Here is a 15321-nt window from a genome sequence, read left to right as displayed (position 1 = left end):
CTGCTAAAGGGGTGACGCTCAATGAATATTTCTGTTAGAAAATCAGACACAGATTTGCTCTCAGACGATCTGCATCACTTGCTGGAATCAATCAGTACACGACGAAAAATCAGGCAGGACACATTCCTTTTTCAAGAAGGGATGGATGCGGAGGAACTGTATCTTATTCAGTCGGGACTTGTCCAAATCGGCAAATTGACGTCCGATGGCAAAGAACTGACACTCAGAATGTGCAAAAAAAATGATATTGTCGGGGAGCTTACGCTTTTTACAGAAGATGCGAAATATATGCTGAGCGCAAAGATCCTCTCTGATGGCGAAGTGTTGGTCATCAATAAAGATAAGCTTGAAAAAGAACTCATACAAAACGGTGCACTGACGTTTGAGTTTATGAAATGGATGAGCACGCATTTGCGAAAGATTCAATCGAAAATCCGCGACCTTTTGCTGAATGGTAAAAAAGGCGCGCTCTACTCCACCTTGATCCGTCTCGCAAACAGCTACGGCATCACAAGAAGCGACGGGATTCTCATCAATATTGTGCTGACGAACCAGGATCTGGCGAAATTCTGTGCCGCCGCAAGGGAGAGCATCAACCGCATGCTGAGCGACCTCCGGAAGAACGGTGTCATTTCAATTGAGGACTCAGGAAAAATCGTCATTCATCAACTCAACTATTTAAAACGCGAAATCGACTGTGAAAACTGCCCGCTCGACATCTGCAATATCGACTGAAAAAACGAAAACAAACAAGGACATGAAGCACAGTGTCCTTGTTTTTTACGTTTGCAGCAGAAAAACGATCAACACGGCCATAAAGAAACAGGCATTCACCAGCTCTGAGATTCCGATTGTCTTAATCGACAGTTTCTTTCCATGTAAAAACCACGCTCTGAAACTGCTCGGCACTACACCAAGCACGGCCCATCCTGCCCCCGCGGCCAGCGAGATGAACGGCAGGAATACGTGGTATCCCCATGAATAAAGTTTAAACCGATTGTTTTTCTTTTCGCGGATCATCGACTTGACATAAAAGGCGCTCCCTGTGAAAAACAAAGCGGACTGGATAAAAACAAACAATGCTTCACCATCAAGCTTCCCCGCTCCCATCCAGAAGCTCGCAAGCCCGCCCGCGCTGAAAACAAGGATTGCCGCAATATCATTTAAAAGCGCCCTGTCGTTGTTTCTTTTCGCATAATAAAGATTGATGAGAAAGAGCGGAAACAGCGGCAGCCCGAGAAAAACGAGCCGCGGCTCCAGCCAGACCGAAATAAGCAGGAAAACGATGGCCGGAATGCCGTAGATGAGAACCCATTTTTGATAGTAAACGATATTTTTCTTCTTCACCATCATCGTAGCCGGAAATGCCGCTAGATATAGAAACAGCCATCCGCAGAACAGCGGAATATGCTTTACATCCGCGCCCCCGGCGAACATGCCGAGAACAAACGGGATGACAAGCATCGCCCAGGCGCCGTGCTGCTTCGGTATGAACACTTTCATCACGCATCCTCCCTTCTTTTCTATTACATTATAAAAGTTTCGTCTTTTTTACACAGTGACATTTTGCATACAGGCGTGTGAAATAAATCACTGCGCCCTCCAGCCCGGCGCTTTATACTAAATGCTAATATATAGAAGGAGGATATACCATGGACCGGTTTGACTACTTATTGTTTCTGAAAAATCTTCCTATGTTTCTCGGGGTACCCCTTCCGATCATCAAAAGGCTGCTGAAAAACGGGAAGGTGATCGATATCCAGCCATCTCAGCATTCGCGATCGTTCCTTCATTCGCAATCCGTCTATTTTGTTTTAAAAGGGGAAGTTCATTTTTCTGACAGAAGACTTCCAGAAGAATCCCGAACGATCGCCGAGTGGGAAAAAGGCGATGTTTTCCCTATTGATCAAAAAGGCGAACCTTTCGTATCTCCGTTTATTTCAGTCAACACTGCCGCAGAAACCGCCGTACTTGAAATTCCATTTCATACTTTCAAAAAAATGATGACTTATAACCGCCAATTACAGACGAACTTTCTCATGCTGCTTCAGCAGAATTTGTATTTTTCCTACCAGCTTTTTTTGCGTTACCTCAACTCCTCTGCAGAAGACGACGCGTGAGAAGGGCCTCCCCCTTCTTTCCCTTCCTTTTCTAAATGTGATCTACTTAACTTTTTTTCTTTTTCATTTCCGCTACGATACACATGAATGCAAACGAAAGGACAGATGAAAGATGATACATTGCGATTTCGACAAGTCTCCGTTTATCGTCATTTGGGAGCTGACAAGAGCGTGCGAGCTCAAGTGCCTTCATTGCCGGGCATCGGCTCAAAATAAACGCGATCCGCGGGAGCTCACCCTGAAAGAAGGAAAAGATTTAATCGATCAAATTCATGCGATGGACAATCCCCTCCTCGTGCTGACAGGGGGTGACCCTTTAATGAGAGACGACGTATTCGCCATTATTGAGTATGCCGTCCAAAAAGGGGTTCGCGTCTCTATGACCCCGAGTGCCACGCCGAATGTTACAAGAGAAGCGATTCAATCAGCAAAAGAAATCGGCTTATCCCGATGGGCGTTCAGCTTGGACGGGCCAACCCGAGAGATTCATGATCATTTTCGAGGAACGGACGGTTCCTTTGACCTGACCATGAAGGCCATACGCTACATTCATGAATGCCATCTGCCTCTGCAGATTAATACCGTTATATCCGCTTATAACATCGATTACCTGGATGAAATGGCAAAGCTGATCGAAGAATTGAACTGTGTATTATGGAGTGTATTTTTTCTCGTCCCGACAGGCCGCGCGAAGCGGGAAGATATGATTTCGCCGGTGGACCATGAAAAAGTCTTTCTTTGGCTCAGCCGTTTGGCAAAAGAAGCGCCTTTTGACATCAAAACGACAGCAGCCCAGCACTACCGACGGGTCGTTATTCAACAAAAAATGCGGGAAGCGAAAGACCCCAACATGAAAATCCGCTATGAACACGCATTGCAGAAAGGGAAAATGGATGCGATCGGCGGATTGGGCCGGGCTCCGAAAGGTGTGAACGATGGCAACGGCTTTATGTTTATCTCCCATATCGGCGATGTATATCCAAGCGGACTCCTGCCGTTTAAAGCCGGAAACATCCGCGAACAGCCGCTGGCTGAGATTTATCGCGAATCACCGATCTTTAAGAATTTGCGAAATCCGGACGGATTTAAAGGAAAATGCGGCGTCTGTGAATTCCGCCATGTGTGCGGCGGTTCGCGCTCACGTGCCTATGCTCTGACAGGCGATTATCTGGAAAGCGACCCGAGCTGTATTTATATTCCGAAGGCTTTGCGCTGAAAAATGTGATGTACGTCACATTTTTTTCAGCATACTTGTATTACGGTATAGATGAGAATGATCATCACTATCAAAGGATGTGATCTCTCTGCATAAAAAAATTGATTTGAACGATTCCGTATACGAACTTTGCACATTGCATCCTGAACTAAAAGCCGTGATGAAGGAAGCCGGGTTTAAAAACATAACGAAGCCCGGCATGCTGGAAACAGCCGGGCGTATCGTGACGATTCCGAAAGGCGCGCGAATGATGCAAATCGAATGGCCGCATGTCTTAGACATATTGAAAGCGCACGGATTTGACCCCGTTTGGAAAGGAGAAAAACGATGAGCGAAATGATTAACAACCGGGAAACGCAGCAAGGTCTGCCAGAGGAAAAAAAGCAGCTTCTGAAAGAAATCATCATCGACCTTCATAAAGGAAAACCGCTTGCCGACGTCAAAAAACGGTTTGAAAAGACGTTCGGTTCAGTCAATGCTGAAGAAATCGCTCAGCTGGAACAGGCGTTAATGAAGGAAGAAGGCATTACCCCCGAAGAAATTCAAGAGCTTTGTTCCGTTCACGCCGCTGTGTTTAAAGGATCGATTGAAGACATTCACCGCGCTGACGCCGATAAGCAGCCAGGCCATCCCGTTCATACTTTTATGAAAGAAAATAAAGAAATCGACCTCCTTTTGAACTTTAAAATGCAGCTTCATTTGGAACGTTTTGAAAAAGAAGATCACCGCGACAACATTCTCAAGCTGCTCACAGACTTGAACTTGCTCGCCGATGTCGACAAACATTACAGCAGAAAAGAAAATCTTCTCTTCCCCTATTTAGAAAAGTACGGAATTACTGGGCCCAGCCAAGTGATGTGGGCTGTCGATGATTTTATCCGCAAGAGCATCAAAGAAGTGAAGCGTTTGTTGGAAGAGTATACGCCGGACAAAAAAGATGAAGTCATCCGCGAGCTAACGTTTATCATTCAAGAAGGCACGGAAATGATTTATAAAGAAGAAAATATCCTCTTGCCGATGGCGCTCAGAACGCTGACAGAAGACGAATGGCTGAAAATCGCGGCTGAAAGCGACGAGATCGGATATTGCCTGACTGCTCCGGAAACGGTGTGGAAGCCTGAACGCCATCAGCTCAAAACAACAGAAGAAGCGGCTGACGGATATGTCAGGCTCCCTACGGGTATTCTGTCCGTGGCCCAGCTTGAGCACATGATGAACCATCTTCCGGTCGATATCACCTTCATCGATGAAAACGATGTGGTCCGCTATTTTTCACACGGAAAGGAACGGATTTTCGCAAGGACAAAAGCCGTAATCGGCCGGACCGTCCAAAACTGCCATCCGCCGGCAAGCGTCCACATCGTCAACAAACTTCTTGACGACTTTAAATCAGGCAAAAAAGACGTTGAAGACTTTTGGATCAAATTTAAAGACAAATACGTGTTCATCCGCTATTTTGCCGTACGCGATGAAAACGGCCGCTATATCGGAACTTTGGAATTCACCCAGAACATCGCCCCGATTCAAGAGATTACCGGGGAAAAGAGAATTTTGAACACGAGCGATTGACCCATTCGACAGCCCGCTTCCATGCAGGCTGTTTTTTTGTCCTCCCTCTCCCCCTCCTGAAAATGTGACAAATTTGTGAAAACCCGAAACCATGTGACAAATTTAACAAGGTCCAGCGCCTCCTCCATATATAGTGAGGGTAGCATCACTGACTCAGAAGGAGTGAACCAGCAATGAAAAAAAAGAAACAGAGTCCCATTTTCAGGAGATTAAATTATTTCTCTCCTATTGAACGCCATTCCAATCAACACAGCCAAACCACTTATGAAGACCGGAATTGGGAAGATGTATACAGAAATAGATGGCAGCATGATAAAGTGGTTCGCTCTACCCACGGGGTGAACTGTACAGGCTCCTGCAGCTGGAATATCTACGTCAAAAACGGAATCGTCACATGGGAAGGGCAGCGACTCGATTACCCTTCGACTGGCCCTGATATGCCGGACTTTGAACCGCGCGGCTGTCCGAGGGGAGCGAGCTTTTCCTGGTATATATACAGCCCGCTCCGCGTGAAATATCCGTATGTACGCGGTGTGCTGATCCAGATGTGGCGCGAGGCGCTAAACAGCAGCAAAAATCCGCTGGAAGCATGGAAATCAATTATCGAAAACCCTGAAAAAGCAAAGGCCTATAAACAGGCGCGCGGAAAAGGCGGATTTGTCCGCGCCGAATGGAGCGAAGTCCTGAAGCTGATTTCGGCTTCCCTTCTGTACACCATTGCCAAATACGGTCCTGACCGAAATGTCGGCTTCTCGCCGATTCCAGCCATGTCGATGCTCAGCCACGCAGCAGGGTCACGCTTTATGTCCCTGATCGGCGGGCCGATGCTGAGCTTCTATGACTGGTATGCCGACCTCCCTCCTGCTTCACCGCAAATTTGGGGAGATCAAACCGACGTTCCGGAAAGCAGCGACTGGTACAATTCAGGCTACATCATGACATGGGGTTCTAATGTGCCGCTTACCAGAACGCCTGACGCTCACTTTTTAGCCGAAGCCCGCTATAAAGGGGCAAAAGTGATTTCGATCAGCCCGGACTTTGCCGAGTCCTCAAAGTTTTCCGATGATTGGCTGAGCATCAGACAAGGCACGGACGGCGCACTGGCCATGGCGATGGGCCACGTCATTCTCCAAGACTTTTATGTCAACCAGAAAACGGAGCGTTTTATTGATTATGCAAAACAATATACCGATTTCCCGTTTTTGGTGACTTTGAAAGAGGAAAACGGAACGTTCACAGCAGGCCGCTTCCTCCATGCTAAAGATATCGGGCGTGCGACAGAACATGATGAGTGGAAGCCTGCCGTTTGGGATGAAGACACAGATGGATTTGCGATTCCGCAGGGCACGATGGGCTCCCGCTGGGACGGCCAAGGAAAATGGAATCTGCGCATGGTTGATGAGGATTCAGAAAAACCGATCACACCTCGGCTTTCCATGCTTGGACACGAAGATATGATCGGCACGGTCAACATTCCTTACTTCTCACATGACGGCAATAAAGTGCTTGAAAGACCGCTTCCGATCAAAAAAATGATTCTGGACGGAGAGGAAGTTTTTGTTTCTACCGTTTTCGACCTGACGCTCGCCAACTATGGCGTCAACCGCGGAATTGACGGGCAGACGCCGGCATCATTTGATGATCCTGAACCGTTTACACCGGCTTGGCAAGAGCCGATTACCGGCATTAAAAGTGAAATGGTGATCAAAATCGCAAGGGAATTCGCGCAAAATGCGATTGACACAGAGGGCCGTTCAATGATCATTGTCGGCGCCGGGATTAACCATTGGTTCAATTCAGACACCATTTACAGAGCTGTGCTGAACCTTGTGCTTCTCGTCGGAGCTCAAGGGGTTAACGGAGGCGGCTGGGCCCACTATGTCGGCCAGGAAAAACTCCGGCCGGCCGAAGGATGGCAGACGATCGCGACGGCAAAAGACTGGGGAGGCCCTGCCAAACTGCAAAACGGAACATCATTTTTCTACTTCGCTACCGATCAGTGGCGCTATGAAGATCAGGAAATCAGCGGGCTTGCTTCCCCTATCGCAAAAACATCGCGCTACAAGCACCACGCCGATTACAATGTGCTGGCGGCAAGACTCGGATGGCTTCCATCGTATCCGACGTTTGAGAAAAACGGTATCGATCTGTATAAAGAAGCAGAAAAAGCAGGCGCTGAGAACGCTCAGCAAGTCGGAAGCTATATCGCCAGACAGCTTGAGGAGAAAAATCTCAAGTTTTCGATTGAAGATCCTGACAATGAAAAGAACTTCCCGAGAAATCTATTTGTCTGGAGAGCCAACTTAATCTCGAGCTCCGGCAAAGGTCATGAATATTTTCTGAAGCACTTGCTCGGCACGACTAACGGACTGATGAACGATGATCAGGACAGCATCCGTCCCGAAGAAATCACATGGCGTGACAAAGCGCCTGAAGGCAAACTCGACTTACTGGTCAATCTCGATTTCCGGATGGCGGGAACAGCCCTTTATTCAGACATCGTGCTCCCTGCGGCCACATGGTACGAAAAACACGATCTCAGCAGCACGGATATGCATCCGTTCATCCACCCGTTTAACCCGGCAATCAGCGCGCCGTGGGAAGCAAAGTCTGATTGGGATATTTTCAAAGCATTGGCAAAAGCGGTTTCCAATCTGGCTGAAGAAATGGACATGGAACCTGTAAAAGAGGCTGTTGCGACTCCTCTTCTCCATGACACTCCACAGGAAATGGCGCAGCCGCTCGGGAAAATCAAAGATTGGAGCAAAGGCGACTGCCCTGCCGTTCCCGGCAAAACAATGCCGCAAATTCATGTTGTGGAACGGGATTACAAGCAGATTTTCAATAAGATGACATCGCTTGGGCCGAATGTTGTCAAACAGCCGTTTGGTACGAAAGGTATGAACTGGTCTGTTGAAGCGGAATATGATTCCCTCAAAAAAACGCTCGGCGTCGTAAAAGACGACACGATCGCCAAAGGCTGTCCTGACATCAGTGATGCAAGACAGGCTGCGGAAGCGGTATTGACCCTCTCTTCCACTTCAAACGGGAAAGTAGCCGTTAAAGCGTGGGAATCGCTTGAAAAAATAACGAATCTTGAGTTGAAAGACTTAGCTGAAGAACGGGAAGAGGAATGCTTTACATTTGAGCAAATTTCGGCTCAGCCGAAAACGGTGATCACCTCCCCTGCTTTCAGCGGTTCTGAAAAAGGCGGACGGCGCTATTCTCCGTTTACAACGAACGTTGAAAAACTGATTCCGTGGAGAACGCTGACCGGCAGACAGTCTTTTTACCTTGATCATGAAATGATGACGGAATTCGGCGAGAACATGGCGACATTCAAGCCGATCCTGATCCACCGCCCTTTCTTGAACAAGCGTCCGGATCAGGAAGGAAAAGAAATCGTTTTAAACTATTTAACGCCGCATAATAAATGGTCGGTTCACAGCATGTATTTTGATTCCCTGCCGATGCTTACCCTTTTCAGAGGCGGGCCGACAGTCTGGATGAATAAAGACGATGCGGAAGAAACCGACATTCAGGACAACGACTGGATCGAATGCTTCAACCGAAACGGAGTCGTCGTCGCACGGGCCGTGACATCACACCGGATTCCAAAAGGAATGGCCTTTATGCACCATGCCCAAGACCGGCATATCAATGTACCGGGAACAAAGCTGACGAATAACCGCGGTGGAACCCATAACAGTCCGACCCGCATCCATGTCAAGCCGACGCAGATGATCGGAGGCTACGGCCAGCTCAGCTACGGATTCAACTACTACGGGCCGACAGGAAATCAGCGCGACCTCAATGTCGTGATCAGAAAATTGAAGGAGGTCGATTGGCTTGAAGATTAAAGCTCAAATCGGAATGGTAATGAACCTTGATAAATGCATCGGCTGCCATACATGCAGCGTCACATGCAAAAACACATGGACAAACCGTTCCGGTGCAGAATATATGTACTTCAACAACGTCGAAACAAAACCGGGCATCGGCTACCCTAAACAATGGGAGGACCAGGATAAATACAGAGGCGGCTGGGAGCTGAAAAAAGGCAAACTTCAGCTCAAATCAGGCGCCAAAACAACGCGGCTCATGAATTTATTCTACAACCCGTACCAGCCGACGATCGATGACTACTATGAACCTTGGAACTATGATTATGAAACGCTGACAAACAGTCCGGAGAAAAAACACCAGCCTGTTGCAAGGCCGAAGTCTTCCATTACGGGAGACTTCATGAACCTTGAATGGGGTCCGAACTGGGAAGACGATCTTGCCGGCGGCCACATTACAGGCCTTCAAGATCCAAACGTCAAAAAAATGGAAGAATCGATCAAGACTGAATTTGAAGACGTCTTTATGATGTATCTGCCAAGGATATGCGAACACTGCATCAATCCTTCCTGCGTCTCCTCCTGTCCGTCGGGAGCGATGTACAAACGCGAAGAAGACGGGATCGTTCTCGTCGATCAAAATGCGTGCCGCTCATGGAGACACTGTGTATCATCATGCCCTTATAAAAAAGTGTATTTCAACTGGCAGACGAACAAGGCGGAAAAATGCACATTGTGCTTCCCTCGTCTTGAAGCAGGACTGCCGACAATCTGCTCTGAGACATGTGTCGGCCGAATCCGCTATCTCGGAGTCATGCTTTATGATGCAGATAAAGTCGAAGAAGCGGCTTCAGCCGAAAATGAAAAAGATCTATATCACTCCCAGCTGGAAATTTTCCTTGATCCGAATGATCCCGCTGTCGCAGAAGAAGCAAAAGCTCAAGGCATTCCGCTGGAGTGGATCGAAGCAGCGCAAAAATCTCCGATCTACAAAATGATCATCGATTGGAAAATCGCTCTGCCGCTGCATCCTGAATACCGGACATTGCCGATGGTATGGTATATTCCGCCGCTCAGTCCGATTATGAATATGTTTGAAGGAAAAGGAACGGCCCAATCAGCTGAAGATATCTTCCCTGCCATTGATGAAATGCGGATTCCGATCGAATATTTGGCCAATTTGCTGACTGCCGGTGATACACACCATATAAGAACGACATTAAAGAAAATGTCTGTGATGCGTATGTACATGCGAGCGACTCAAACAAACAAACAGATCGATTCAGCTCTGATTCAAGATACCGGATTGACTGAAGAGCAGATTGAAGATATGTACCGTCTGCTTGCGATCGCCAAATACGATGACCGCTTTGTCATTCCGCAAACCCATCGCGAAGAAGTCGCGGATCTGTACATGGAACAAGGAAGCTGCGGATTATCGTTTGCCGGAGGACCCGGCTCTTGCCAAAACATATAACACTGGAGGGAAGCTTCATGAATGGAACAGACAAACAAACCGTTTTTGCCGCTCTTTCTCACCTCCTCTCCTACCCTGATGAAGAGTGGAGAAAAGAACGTTCCGAATGGCAGCAGATCATCGGCGAAATCGAACATGAAGCGCTGAAAGGGCATCTGCTTGCCTTTTTGGAAAGCGCGGCTTCCTATTCGTCTGAGGAATTGATCGAAACGTACGTATATACGTTTGATTTCGGCAAAAAAACGAACCTTTATGTCACCTATTTCAACTCCGGTGAACAAAGGGAGCGCGGAATTGAATTGCTGCAGCTGAAAGATCTGTATCAGCAGTCCGGTTTTCAGCCGACAGACAAAGAGCTGCCGGATTATCTGCCGCTCATGCTTGAATTTGCTGCAGTCGCCGATCATGAAAAAGCTGCGGCTGTATTCCAAAAATACGCAGCGAACCTGGAAGAATTAAGATTGCAGCTTTCAGAGAATGAAAGCATCTATACGCCGTTATTAGACGGATTAATGATGATTTTAGAGGAAATTGGTGTTGAAAGGAATGTACAGCCATGATCGAACAAATACTGTGGGTCATCCTCCCCTATATCGTCATCACCATTTTTATCGGAGGGCATATATACCGCTATCAACATGATCAGTTTGGCTGGACGGCCAAATCAAGCGAAATGCTCGAAAAGAAAAAATTGGCGCTTGGCAGCAGCCTTTTTCACTGGGGAATCTTTTTTGTCATCGGCGGGCATGTGATGGGAATTTTAATTCCGGAAAGCCTTTATCAAGCGCTCGGCGTATCAGAGCATATGTACCATAAAATCGCGATCGGTTTCGGACTGCCAGCGGGCATCGCCGCGCTGTCAGGACTTATCATATTGACCTACCGCAGATTCACGGACAAACGAATTCGAAAAACGAGCTCTGCCGGTGATTTCATCACGCTGGTCGCTTTGTTATTCGTCATGACGACTGGGCTTGCGGCAACCTTCTTGAACATCGATTCAAAAGGATTCGACTATCGGACAACAATCAGCCCGTGGTTTCGCAACATTTTCTTATTCAAGCCTGATGCCGGACTTATGGCGAGCGTGCCCCTCTGGTTTAAGCTTCATATTATGATGGGCTACGTCATTTTCATCGTCTGGCCGTTTACTCGGCTCGTCCACGTATTCAGCATGCCGCTAAAATATTTGACAAGAAGCTATGTTGTTTACCGAAAACGGGCGCCCCGCAAAAGCATTTAAACATTTTCCCTAAAGCCAAAACGGCTTTAGGGATTTTTTTCTCTATAGGCAAGCTACCCTTATTCCCTATCAATCATACGATAAAGCAAACCATCAGAAAGGAGCGTTTTTATTGTATCCATACGATCCTTCACTATATGATCCGTATCGCCAGCAATTTCCACCGGGGCCGCCTCCAGGAGTTGGAGGACAGCAGCAACAGCAGTTTCTCCCCCCGCCGCCGAGCCAATTTCCGCAAGACACCGGCCCTTCGGTATTTGCCGTTGATCCCGGCGGAATCAGAAGATGCCTGTTCAAATATACATTCATCCGCTTAAGAAACGGCAGCCGCTTTTGGTTCTACCCGGTTTTCGTCGGACGTTATTCGATTGCGGGCTACCGCTGGAGACCGCGTCAATTCCGCTGGGTTTACTTCGGTATTGACTTGAACGAGATTACCTCATTCAGCTGTCAGTAAAAAAACAAGAAAAAGGCGCCCCAAGGACGCCTTTTTTCATATTGTTTATTTCGATTGCAATGTTTCCTTCTCGTCTTCCCAAGCCTCTGTGTTTTTCAGACCTGGAATCGAGCTTGCCTTAAAGACAGGGTTCTTCCCTGTTTTACGCTGATCAGTATAGTCTTTCAGCACTTTCGCGGCAATTCCGGAAAGAAGCAGAATCGCAATCAGGTTAATGATCGCCATTAATCCCATAAATAAATCCGCCATGTCCCACACAAGCTGAAAACCGGATACAGATCCGAAGATGACCATTGCGACAACAGCTGTACGGTAAACGGCAAGCGTCGTCTTGCTCTTTTTAATAAATTCAATATTCGTCTCACCATAATAGTAGTTTCCGACGATTGAGCTGAAAGCGAACAGGAAAATCGCCACTGCGACAAACGCAGGCGCCCAGCTTCCGACATGATGCTGCATGGCTGCTTGTGTAATTTGAATGCCGTCAAGCTCTTTGCCCGGCGTCAGATTGAACAGCAGAATCATAAAGGCTGTCGCACTGCAGATAACCATCGTATCAAAGAATACGCCAAGCGTTTGGATAAAACCTTGCTTCGCCGGGTGAGAGACATTGGCAGTCGCCGCTGCGTTCGGCGCGCTTCCCATTCCGGCTTCGTTTGAAAACAAGCCGCGCTTCGCACCGATAATAATGATGCTGCCGAGCGTACCCCCTGCAATCTGCTCGATCCCGAAAGCATCTTTCACAATCATCGCGAAAACGGCCGGTATTTGAGAAATATTCGTCAGCACGACAAATAAAGCAAGTCCAAGATAAATGACCGCCATAACCGGAACGATCAACTGCGAAACTGTCACAACGCGTTTCAAACCGCCGAAAATGATAAATCCGGTCAATACTGCCAAAACAATTCCGACCGTTGTTTTATCAAGGTTGAAAGCCCCTTCCATCGAACCGACGATCGTATTGGCTTGCACCGCATTAAAGATCAATCCGAATGTAATCGTAATCAAAACGGCAAAGATAATGCCCATCCATCTGGCGCCCAGCGCTTTTTCCATATAATAAGCTGGGCCCCCTCTGAAATGATCGCCGTCTTTGACCTTGTACACTTGAGCCAGCGTACTCTCCACAAAGCTGGAAGCCATACCGACAAGCGCGACAACCCACATCCAAAAGACCGCTCCAGGTCCTCCTGTTGCAACAGCAAGCGCGACACCGGTCAGGTTACCCGTGCCGACACGCGAAGCGGCGGAAATAAAGAAAGCCTGCAAAGACGAGACGCCTTTTCCTTTCTCCTCCTTTTGTCCGACGATACGAAACATCTCGAAGAAATAGCGGAATTGAACGAATTTCAATTTAAAAGTAAAGAACAGGCCTATTCCTATTAATATATAGACTAAATAAGTCCAAATAAAACCGCTTGGGACATTGATGATTTCGCTTAAAATTTCTTCCATAGCACCCTCCTGAAACAAACGAATTTTGTTTTGATGTTAAGTTTTCTAACATGATAGGATTATATCATAATAATGACACAAGAAAAACTAGATAGAATTTTCTGTCTTTTAAACATAAAGGCTGTTAACATCATTATTACTTTAGTCCCAATGCTCATTATAGCAGAGTATCATCTTTATTCATATATAAAAATGCGCTTTCATTCCAAGTGCGTTGCGAAAAATCTCATATTGTCAATAAATATTTGCCAACTGTCACAAAATAATCATCTTTTCTTATAACATAAAATATGCTAAGATGATGAGATACTAAGGGGATGAGATCAAATGAAAAAGACATTGTTTCTGCAACTGTCCATATTCTTTTTAGTCATTGCGAGCCTTCATTCGTTCTCAATGCCCCAGATGCCGGCAAATCACCATACGCAAAAAGCCGCTGTTTCAGGAGACGAACTCCATGAACTGACAGCCGGCAAATATGGTGAAGAAAAGGCGAAATCATTGTGGAATTCACTCGGCTTCGGAGCTGAATCCATCCTTCTCTTCATCTTAGCTGCGGCTTCCGGCCAGGCGTTCATGATGAACAGGCGGCAAGAGCATCTGAAGGCATTTATGCTCGCGGTGTTCTATCACTCTTCTTATTTCGATAAAGCGCATGTTTTAAAACCATAACCATACGAAAAAAAACGGGAGGTTTTAACATGTTATTTATTATAAGAACGGTGATTATTGGACTATTTTCATTAGCAGCAATCAATTTGTTTGTTTTTCAAGGAATTGAATTCATGCACGCGATTACCGACCTTTTCAATCGCCAGGACAGCTGAATTTGAAGCGATTTGAAAAGCTAGACAATAAAATTTCATGAAACAGTTTGATTGGCATGAGTCCGGCACTGCACGGATTCATGCCTTTTCATTTGGTCTTCCTTCGTCTTGTGATTGCAGTAAAAGCGGAACAATCCTATTATACTTAAATACAGCTTTTCCATCTTCTTCAAAAACAATTAAATTTTTTCGAAAAATTTTAAACATTTTTTCAACAACTGCTAGGATTTTATTTCAAATCTACAAATATAAGATATAATGTTTCTGTACCAATTAAATACCAATTACTTATAGAAAGAAGATGTTCATATGAGTAAAGTATCTGGAAAAATTGCTTTTGTTACTGGCGGAGGCCAAGGAATTGGCGAAGCAATCTGCAAACGCTTGGCGGAGGATGGGTTCGCTGTTGCAGTTGCCGATTATAATGTAGAAACTGCAACACAAGTTGCTGAGGACATTAACCAGCATAACGGTAAGGCAATTGCAGTTAAAGTGGATGTTGCTGATCGGGACGATGTTTTTAAAGCAGTCGATGAAACGGTTAAACGCCTCGGCGGTCTTGATGTGGTGATCAATAATGCAGGTCTTGGACCAACCACACCTATTGAAAGCATTACATATGAAGATTATCGGAAAATCTATGATGTTAACGTCGGCGGTACTTATTGGGGAATTCAAGCAGCTGTAAAAGCCTTTAAAGAACTTGGACACGGCGGGAAAATCATAAATGCTTCTTCTCAAGCCGGTCAAGTCGGTAACCCGGGCTTGGCAGTTTACGGAGGAACAAAGTTCGCTGTTCGCGGGATTACGCAAACGGCGGCAAAAGATCTAGCTGAATTAGGCATTACGGTTAACGCCTTTTGTCCGGGTATCGTAAAAACGCCTATGATGATGGGGATTGCACAGCAAACCGCTGATGAAGCAGGCAAGCCATTTGAATGGGGAATGGAACAATTCGCTAAAAATATTGCATTAAAACGCTTATCAGAGCCGGAAGATGTAGCAGCATGCGTTTCTTATCTTGCAGGGCCGGATTCAGATTATATGACCGGCCAGTCTCTTATCATTGATGGCGGAATGGTATTTAATTAATTTTAAAATCATATTCAATA

Annotated in this window: 15 protein-coding genes; 13 read left to right on the top strand and 2 right to left on the bottom strand. The window is 46.4% G+C overall.

All coding sequences use genetic code 11. The features are described from left to right. Positions 1 to 21: 21 nt before the first annotated feature. Positions 22 to 735 carry a Crp/Fnr family transcriptional regulator gene (locus MKZ04_RS05590; RefSeq protein WP_020451636.1) on the top strand — a complete coding sequence of 238 codons (714 nt, stop codon included), beginning with the start codon at positions 22 to 24 and terminating at the stop codon, positions 733 to 735. A 45-nt stretch (positions 736 to 780) separates the two neighbouring features. Here MKZ04_RS05590 and MKZ04_RS05585 read toward each other — a convergent pair whose 3' ends face one another. After that, positions 781 to 1503, bottom strand: a complete 723-nt coding sequence (locus MKZ04_RS05585) for a YwiC-like family protein (protein WP_020451635.1) — start codon at positions 1501 to 1503, stop codon at positions 781 to 783. Positions 1504 to 1652: 149 nt separating this feature from the next. Here MKZ04_RS05585 and MKZ04_RS05580 point away from each other — a divergent pair, with 149 nt between their 5' ends. The 9 genes from MKZ04_RS05580 to MKZ04_RS05540 all read left to right on the top strand — a co-directional run bounded on the left by MKZ04_RS05580 (position 1653) and on the right by MKZ04_RS05540 (position 11924). Continuing rightward, positions 1653 to 2120, top strand: a complete 468-nt coding sequence (locus MKZ04_RS05580; RefSeq protein ID WP_020451634.1) for a Crp/Fnr family transcriptional regulator — start codon at positions 1653 to 1655, stop codon at positions 2118 to 2120. A 112-nt stretch (positions 2121 to 2232) separates the two neighbouring features. Beyond that, on the top strand, positions 2233 to 3336 hold the full coding sequence (locus tag MKZ04_RS05575) for a TIGR04053 family radical SAM/SPASM domain-containing protein (protein ID WP_020451633.1): 1104 nt from the start codon (positions 2233 to 2235) through the stop codon (positions 3334 to 3336). Positions 3337 to 3442: 106 nt separating this feature from the next. After that, positions 3443 to 3667 carry a DUF1858 domain-containing protein gene (locus tag MKZ04_RS05570; RefSeq protein ID WP_229030011.1) on the top strand — a complete coding sequence of 75 codons (225 nt, stop codon included), beginning with the start codon at positions 3443 to 3445 and terminating at the stop codon, positions 3665 to 3667. Continuing rightward, positions 3664 to 4905, top strand: a complete 1242-nt coding sequence (locus tag MKZ04_RS05565; protein WP_020451631.1) for a DUF438 domain-containing protein — start codon at positions 3664 to 3666, stop codon at positions 4903 to 4905. The genes MKZ04_RS05570 and MKZ04_RS05565 overlap by 4 nt, the downstream gene beginning before the upstream one ends. Before the next feature lie 173 nt (positions 4906 to 5078). Next, on the top strand, positions 5079 to 8765 hold the full coding sequence (locus MKZ04_RS05560; RefSeq protein WP_020451630.1) for a nitrate reductase subunit alpha: 3687 nt from the start codon (positions 5079 to 5081) through the stop codon (positions 8763 to 8765). Further along, positions 8755 to 10224 carry a nitrate reductase subunit beta gene (narH, locus tag MKZ04_RS05555; protein ID WP_020451629.1) on the top strand — a complete coding sequence of 490 codons (1470 nt, stop codon included), beginning with the start codon at positions 8755 to 8757 and terminating at the stop codon, positions 10222 to 10224. Before MKZ04_RS05560 ends, narH begins: the two co-directional genes overlap by 11 nt. 17 nt (positions 10225 to 10241) lie before the next feature. After that, the gene (narJ, locus tag MKZ04_RS05550; RefSeq protein ID WP_020451628.1) at positions 10242 to 10784 is read left to right on the top strand and encodes a nitrate reductase molybdenum cofactor assembly chaperone; all 543 of its coding nucleotides are present in this window, start codon (positions 10242 to 10244) and stop codon (positions 10782 to 10784) included. Then, positions 10781 to 11467, top strand: a complete 687-nt coding sequence (narI, locus tag MKZ04_RS05545; protein WP_020451627.1) for a respiratory nitrate reductase subunit gamma — start codon at positions 10781 to 10783, stop codon at positions 11465 to 11467. Before narJ ends, narI begins: the two co-directional genes overlap by 4 nt. Before the next feature lie 112 nt (positions 11468 to 11579). Next, a complete protein-coding gene (locus MKZ04_RS05540) occupies positions 11580 to 11924 on the top strand; it encodes a hypothetical protein (RefSeq protein WP_020451626.1) in 345 nt (114 codons plus the stop codon). Between the two features lie 45 nt (positions 11925 to 11969). Here MKZ04_RS05540 and MKZ04_RS05535 read toward each other — a convergent pair whose 3' ends face one another. Beyond that, on the bottom strand, positions 11970 to 13382 hold the full coding sequence (locus MKZ04_RS05535) for an alanine/glycine:cation symporter family protein (protein WP_023857575.1): 1413 nt from the start codon (positions 13380 to 13382) through the stop codon (positions 11970 to 11972). Positions 13383 to 13709: 327 nt separating this feature from the next. Here MKZ04_RS05535 and MKZ04_RS05530 point away from each other — a divergent pair, with 327 nt between their 5' ends. From MKZ04_RS05530 to MKZ04_RS05520, 3 genes are all read left to right on the top strand, one after another. Beyond that, positions 13710 to 14054, top strand: a complete 345-nt coding sequence (locus MKZ04_RS05530; protein ID WP_341045464.1) for a hypothetical protein — start codon at positions 13710 to 13712, stop codon at positions 14052 to 14054. 29 nt (positions 14055 to 14083) lie between these two features. Further along, positions 14084 to 14209 carry a hypothetical protein gene (locus tag MKZ04_RS05525; protein ID WP_020451622.1) on the top strand — a complete coding sequence of 42 codons (126 nt, stop codon included), beginning with the start codon at positions 14084 to 14086 and terminating at the stop codon, positions 14207 to 14209. Positions 14210 to 14518: 309 nt separating this feature from the next. Then, complete coding sequence (locus MKZ04_RS05520) at positions 14519 to 15301, top strand: (S)-acetoin forming diacetyl reductase (protein WP_020451621.1); 783 nt, start codon at positions 14519 to 14521, stop codon at positions 15299 to 15301. Positions 15302 to 15321: the final 20 nt, after the last annotated feature.

The sequence above is a fragment of the Bacillus sp. FSL W7-1354 genome, from assembly GCF_038002405.1.
GTDB classification, from domain to species: Bacteria; Bacillota; Bacilli; order Bacillales; family Bacillaceae; genus Bacillus; species Bacillus paralicheniformis.
This window is presented reverse-complemented; position numbering and strand designations above follow the sequence as displayed.

Bases quoted from the DNA above. Each gene is read 5' to 3' on its own strand.
- MKZ04_RS05590 (WP_020451636.1), top strand. From the start codon at position 22: ATGAATATTTCTGTTAGAAAATCAGACACAGATTTGCTCTCAGACGAT.
- MKZ04_RS05585 (WP_020451635.1), bottom strand. From the start codon at position 1,503: ATGAAAGTGTTCATACCGAAGCAGCACGGCGCCTGGGCGATGCTTGTC.
- MKZ04_RS05580 (WP_020451634.1), top strand. From the start codon at position 1,653: ATGGACCGGTTTGACTACTTATTGTTTCTGAAAAATCTTCCTATGTTT.
- MKZ04_RS05575 (WP_020451633.1), top strand. From the start codon at position 2,233: ATGATACATTGCGATTTCGACAAGTCTCCGTTTATCGTCATTTGGGAG.
- MKZ04_RS05565 (WP_020451631.1), top strand. From the start codon at position 3,664: ATGAGCGAAATGATTAACAACCGGGAAACGCAGCAAGGTCTGCCAGAG.
- MKZ04_RS05560 (WP_020451630.1), top strand. From the start codon at position 5,079: ATGAAAAAAAAGAAACAGAGTCCCATTTTCAGGAGATTAAATTATTTC.
- narJ (WP_020451628.1), top strand. From the start codon at position 10,242: ATGAATGGAACAGACAAACAAACCGTTTTTGCCGCTCTTTCTCACCTC.
- narI (WP_020451627.1), top strand. From the start codon at position 10,781: ATGATCGAACAAATACTGTGGGTCATCCTCCCCTATATCGTCATCACC.
- MKZ04_RS05535 (WP_023857575.1), bottom strand. From the start codon at position 13,382: ATGGAAGAAATTTTAAGCGAAATCATCAATGTCCCAAGCGGTTTTATT.
- MKZ04_RS05530 (WP_341045464.1), top strand. From the start codon at position 13,710: ATGAAAAAGACATTGTTTCTGCAACTGTCCATATTCTTTTTAGTCATT.
- MKZ04_RS05525 (WP_020451622.1), top strand. From the start codon at position 14,084: ATGTTATTTATTATAAGAACGGTGATTATTGGACTATTTTCATTAGCA.
- MKZ04_RS05520 (WP_020451621.1), top strand. From the start codon at position 14,519: ATGAGTAAAGTATCTGGAAAAATTGCTTTTGTTACTGGCGGAGGCCAA.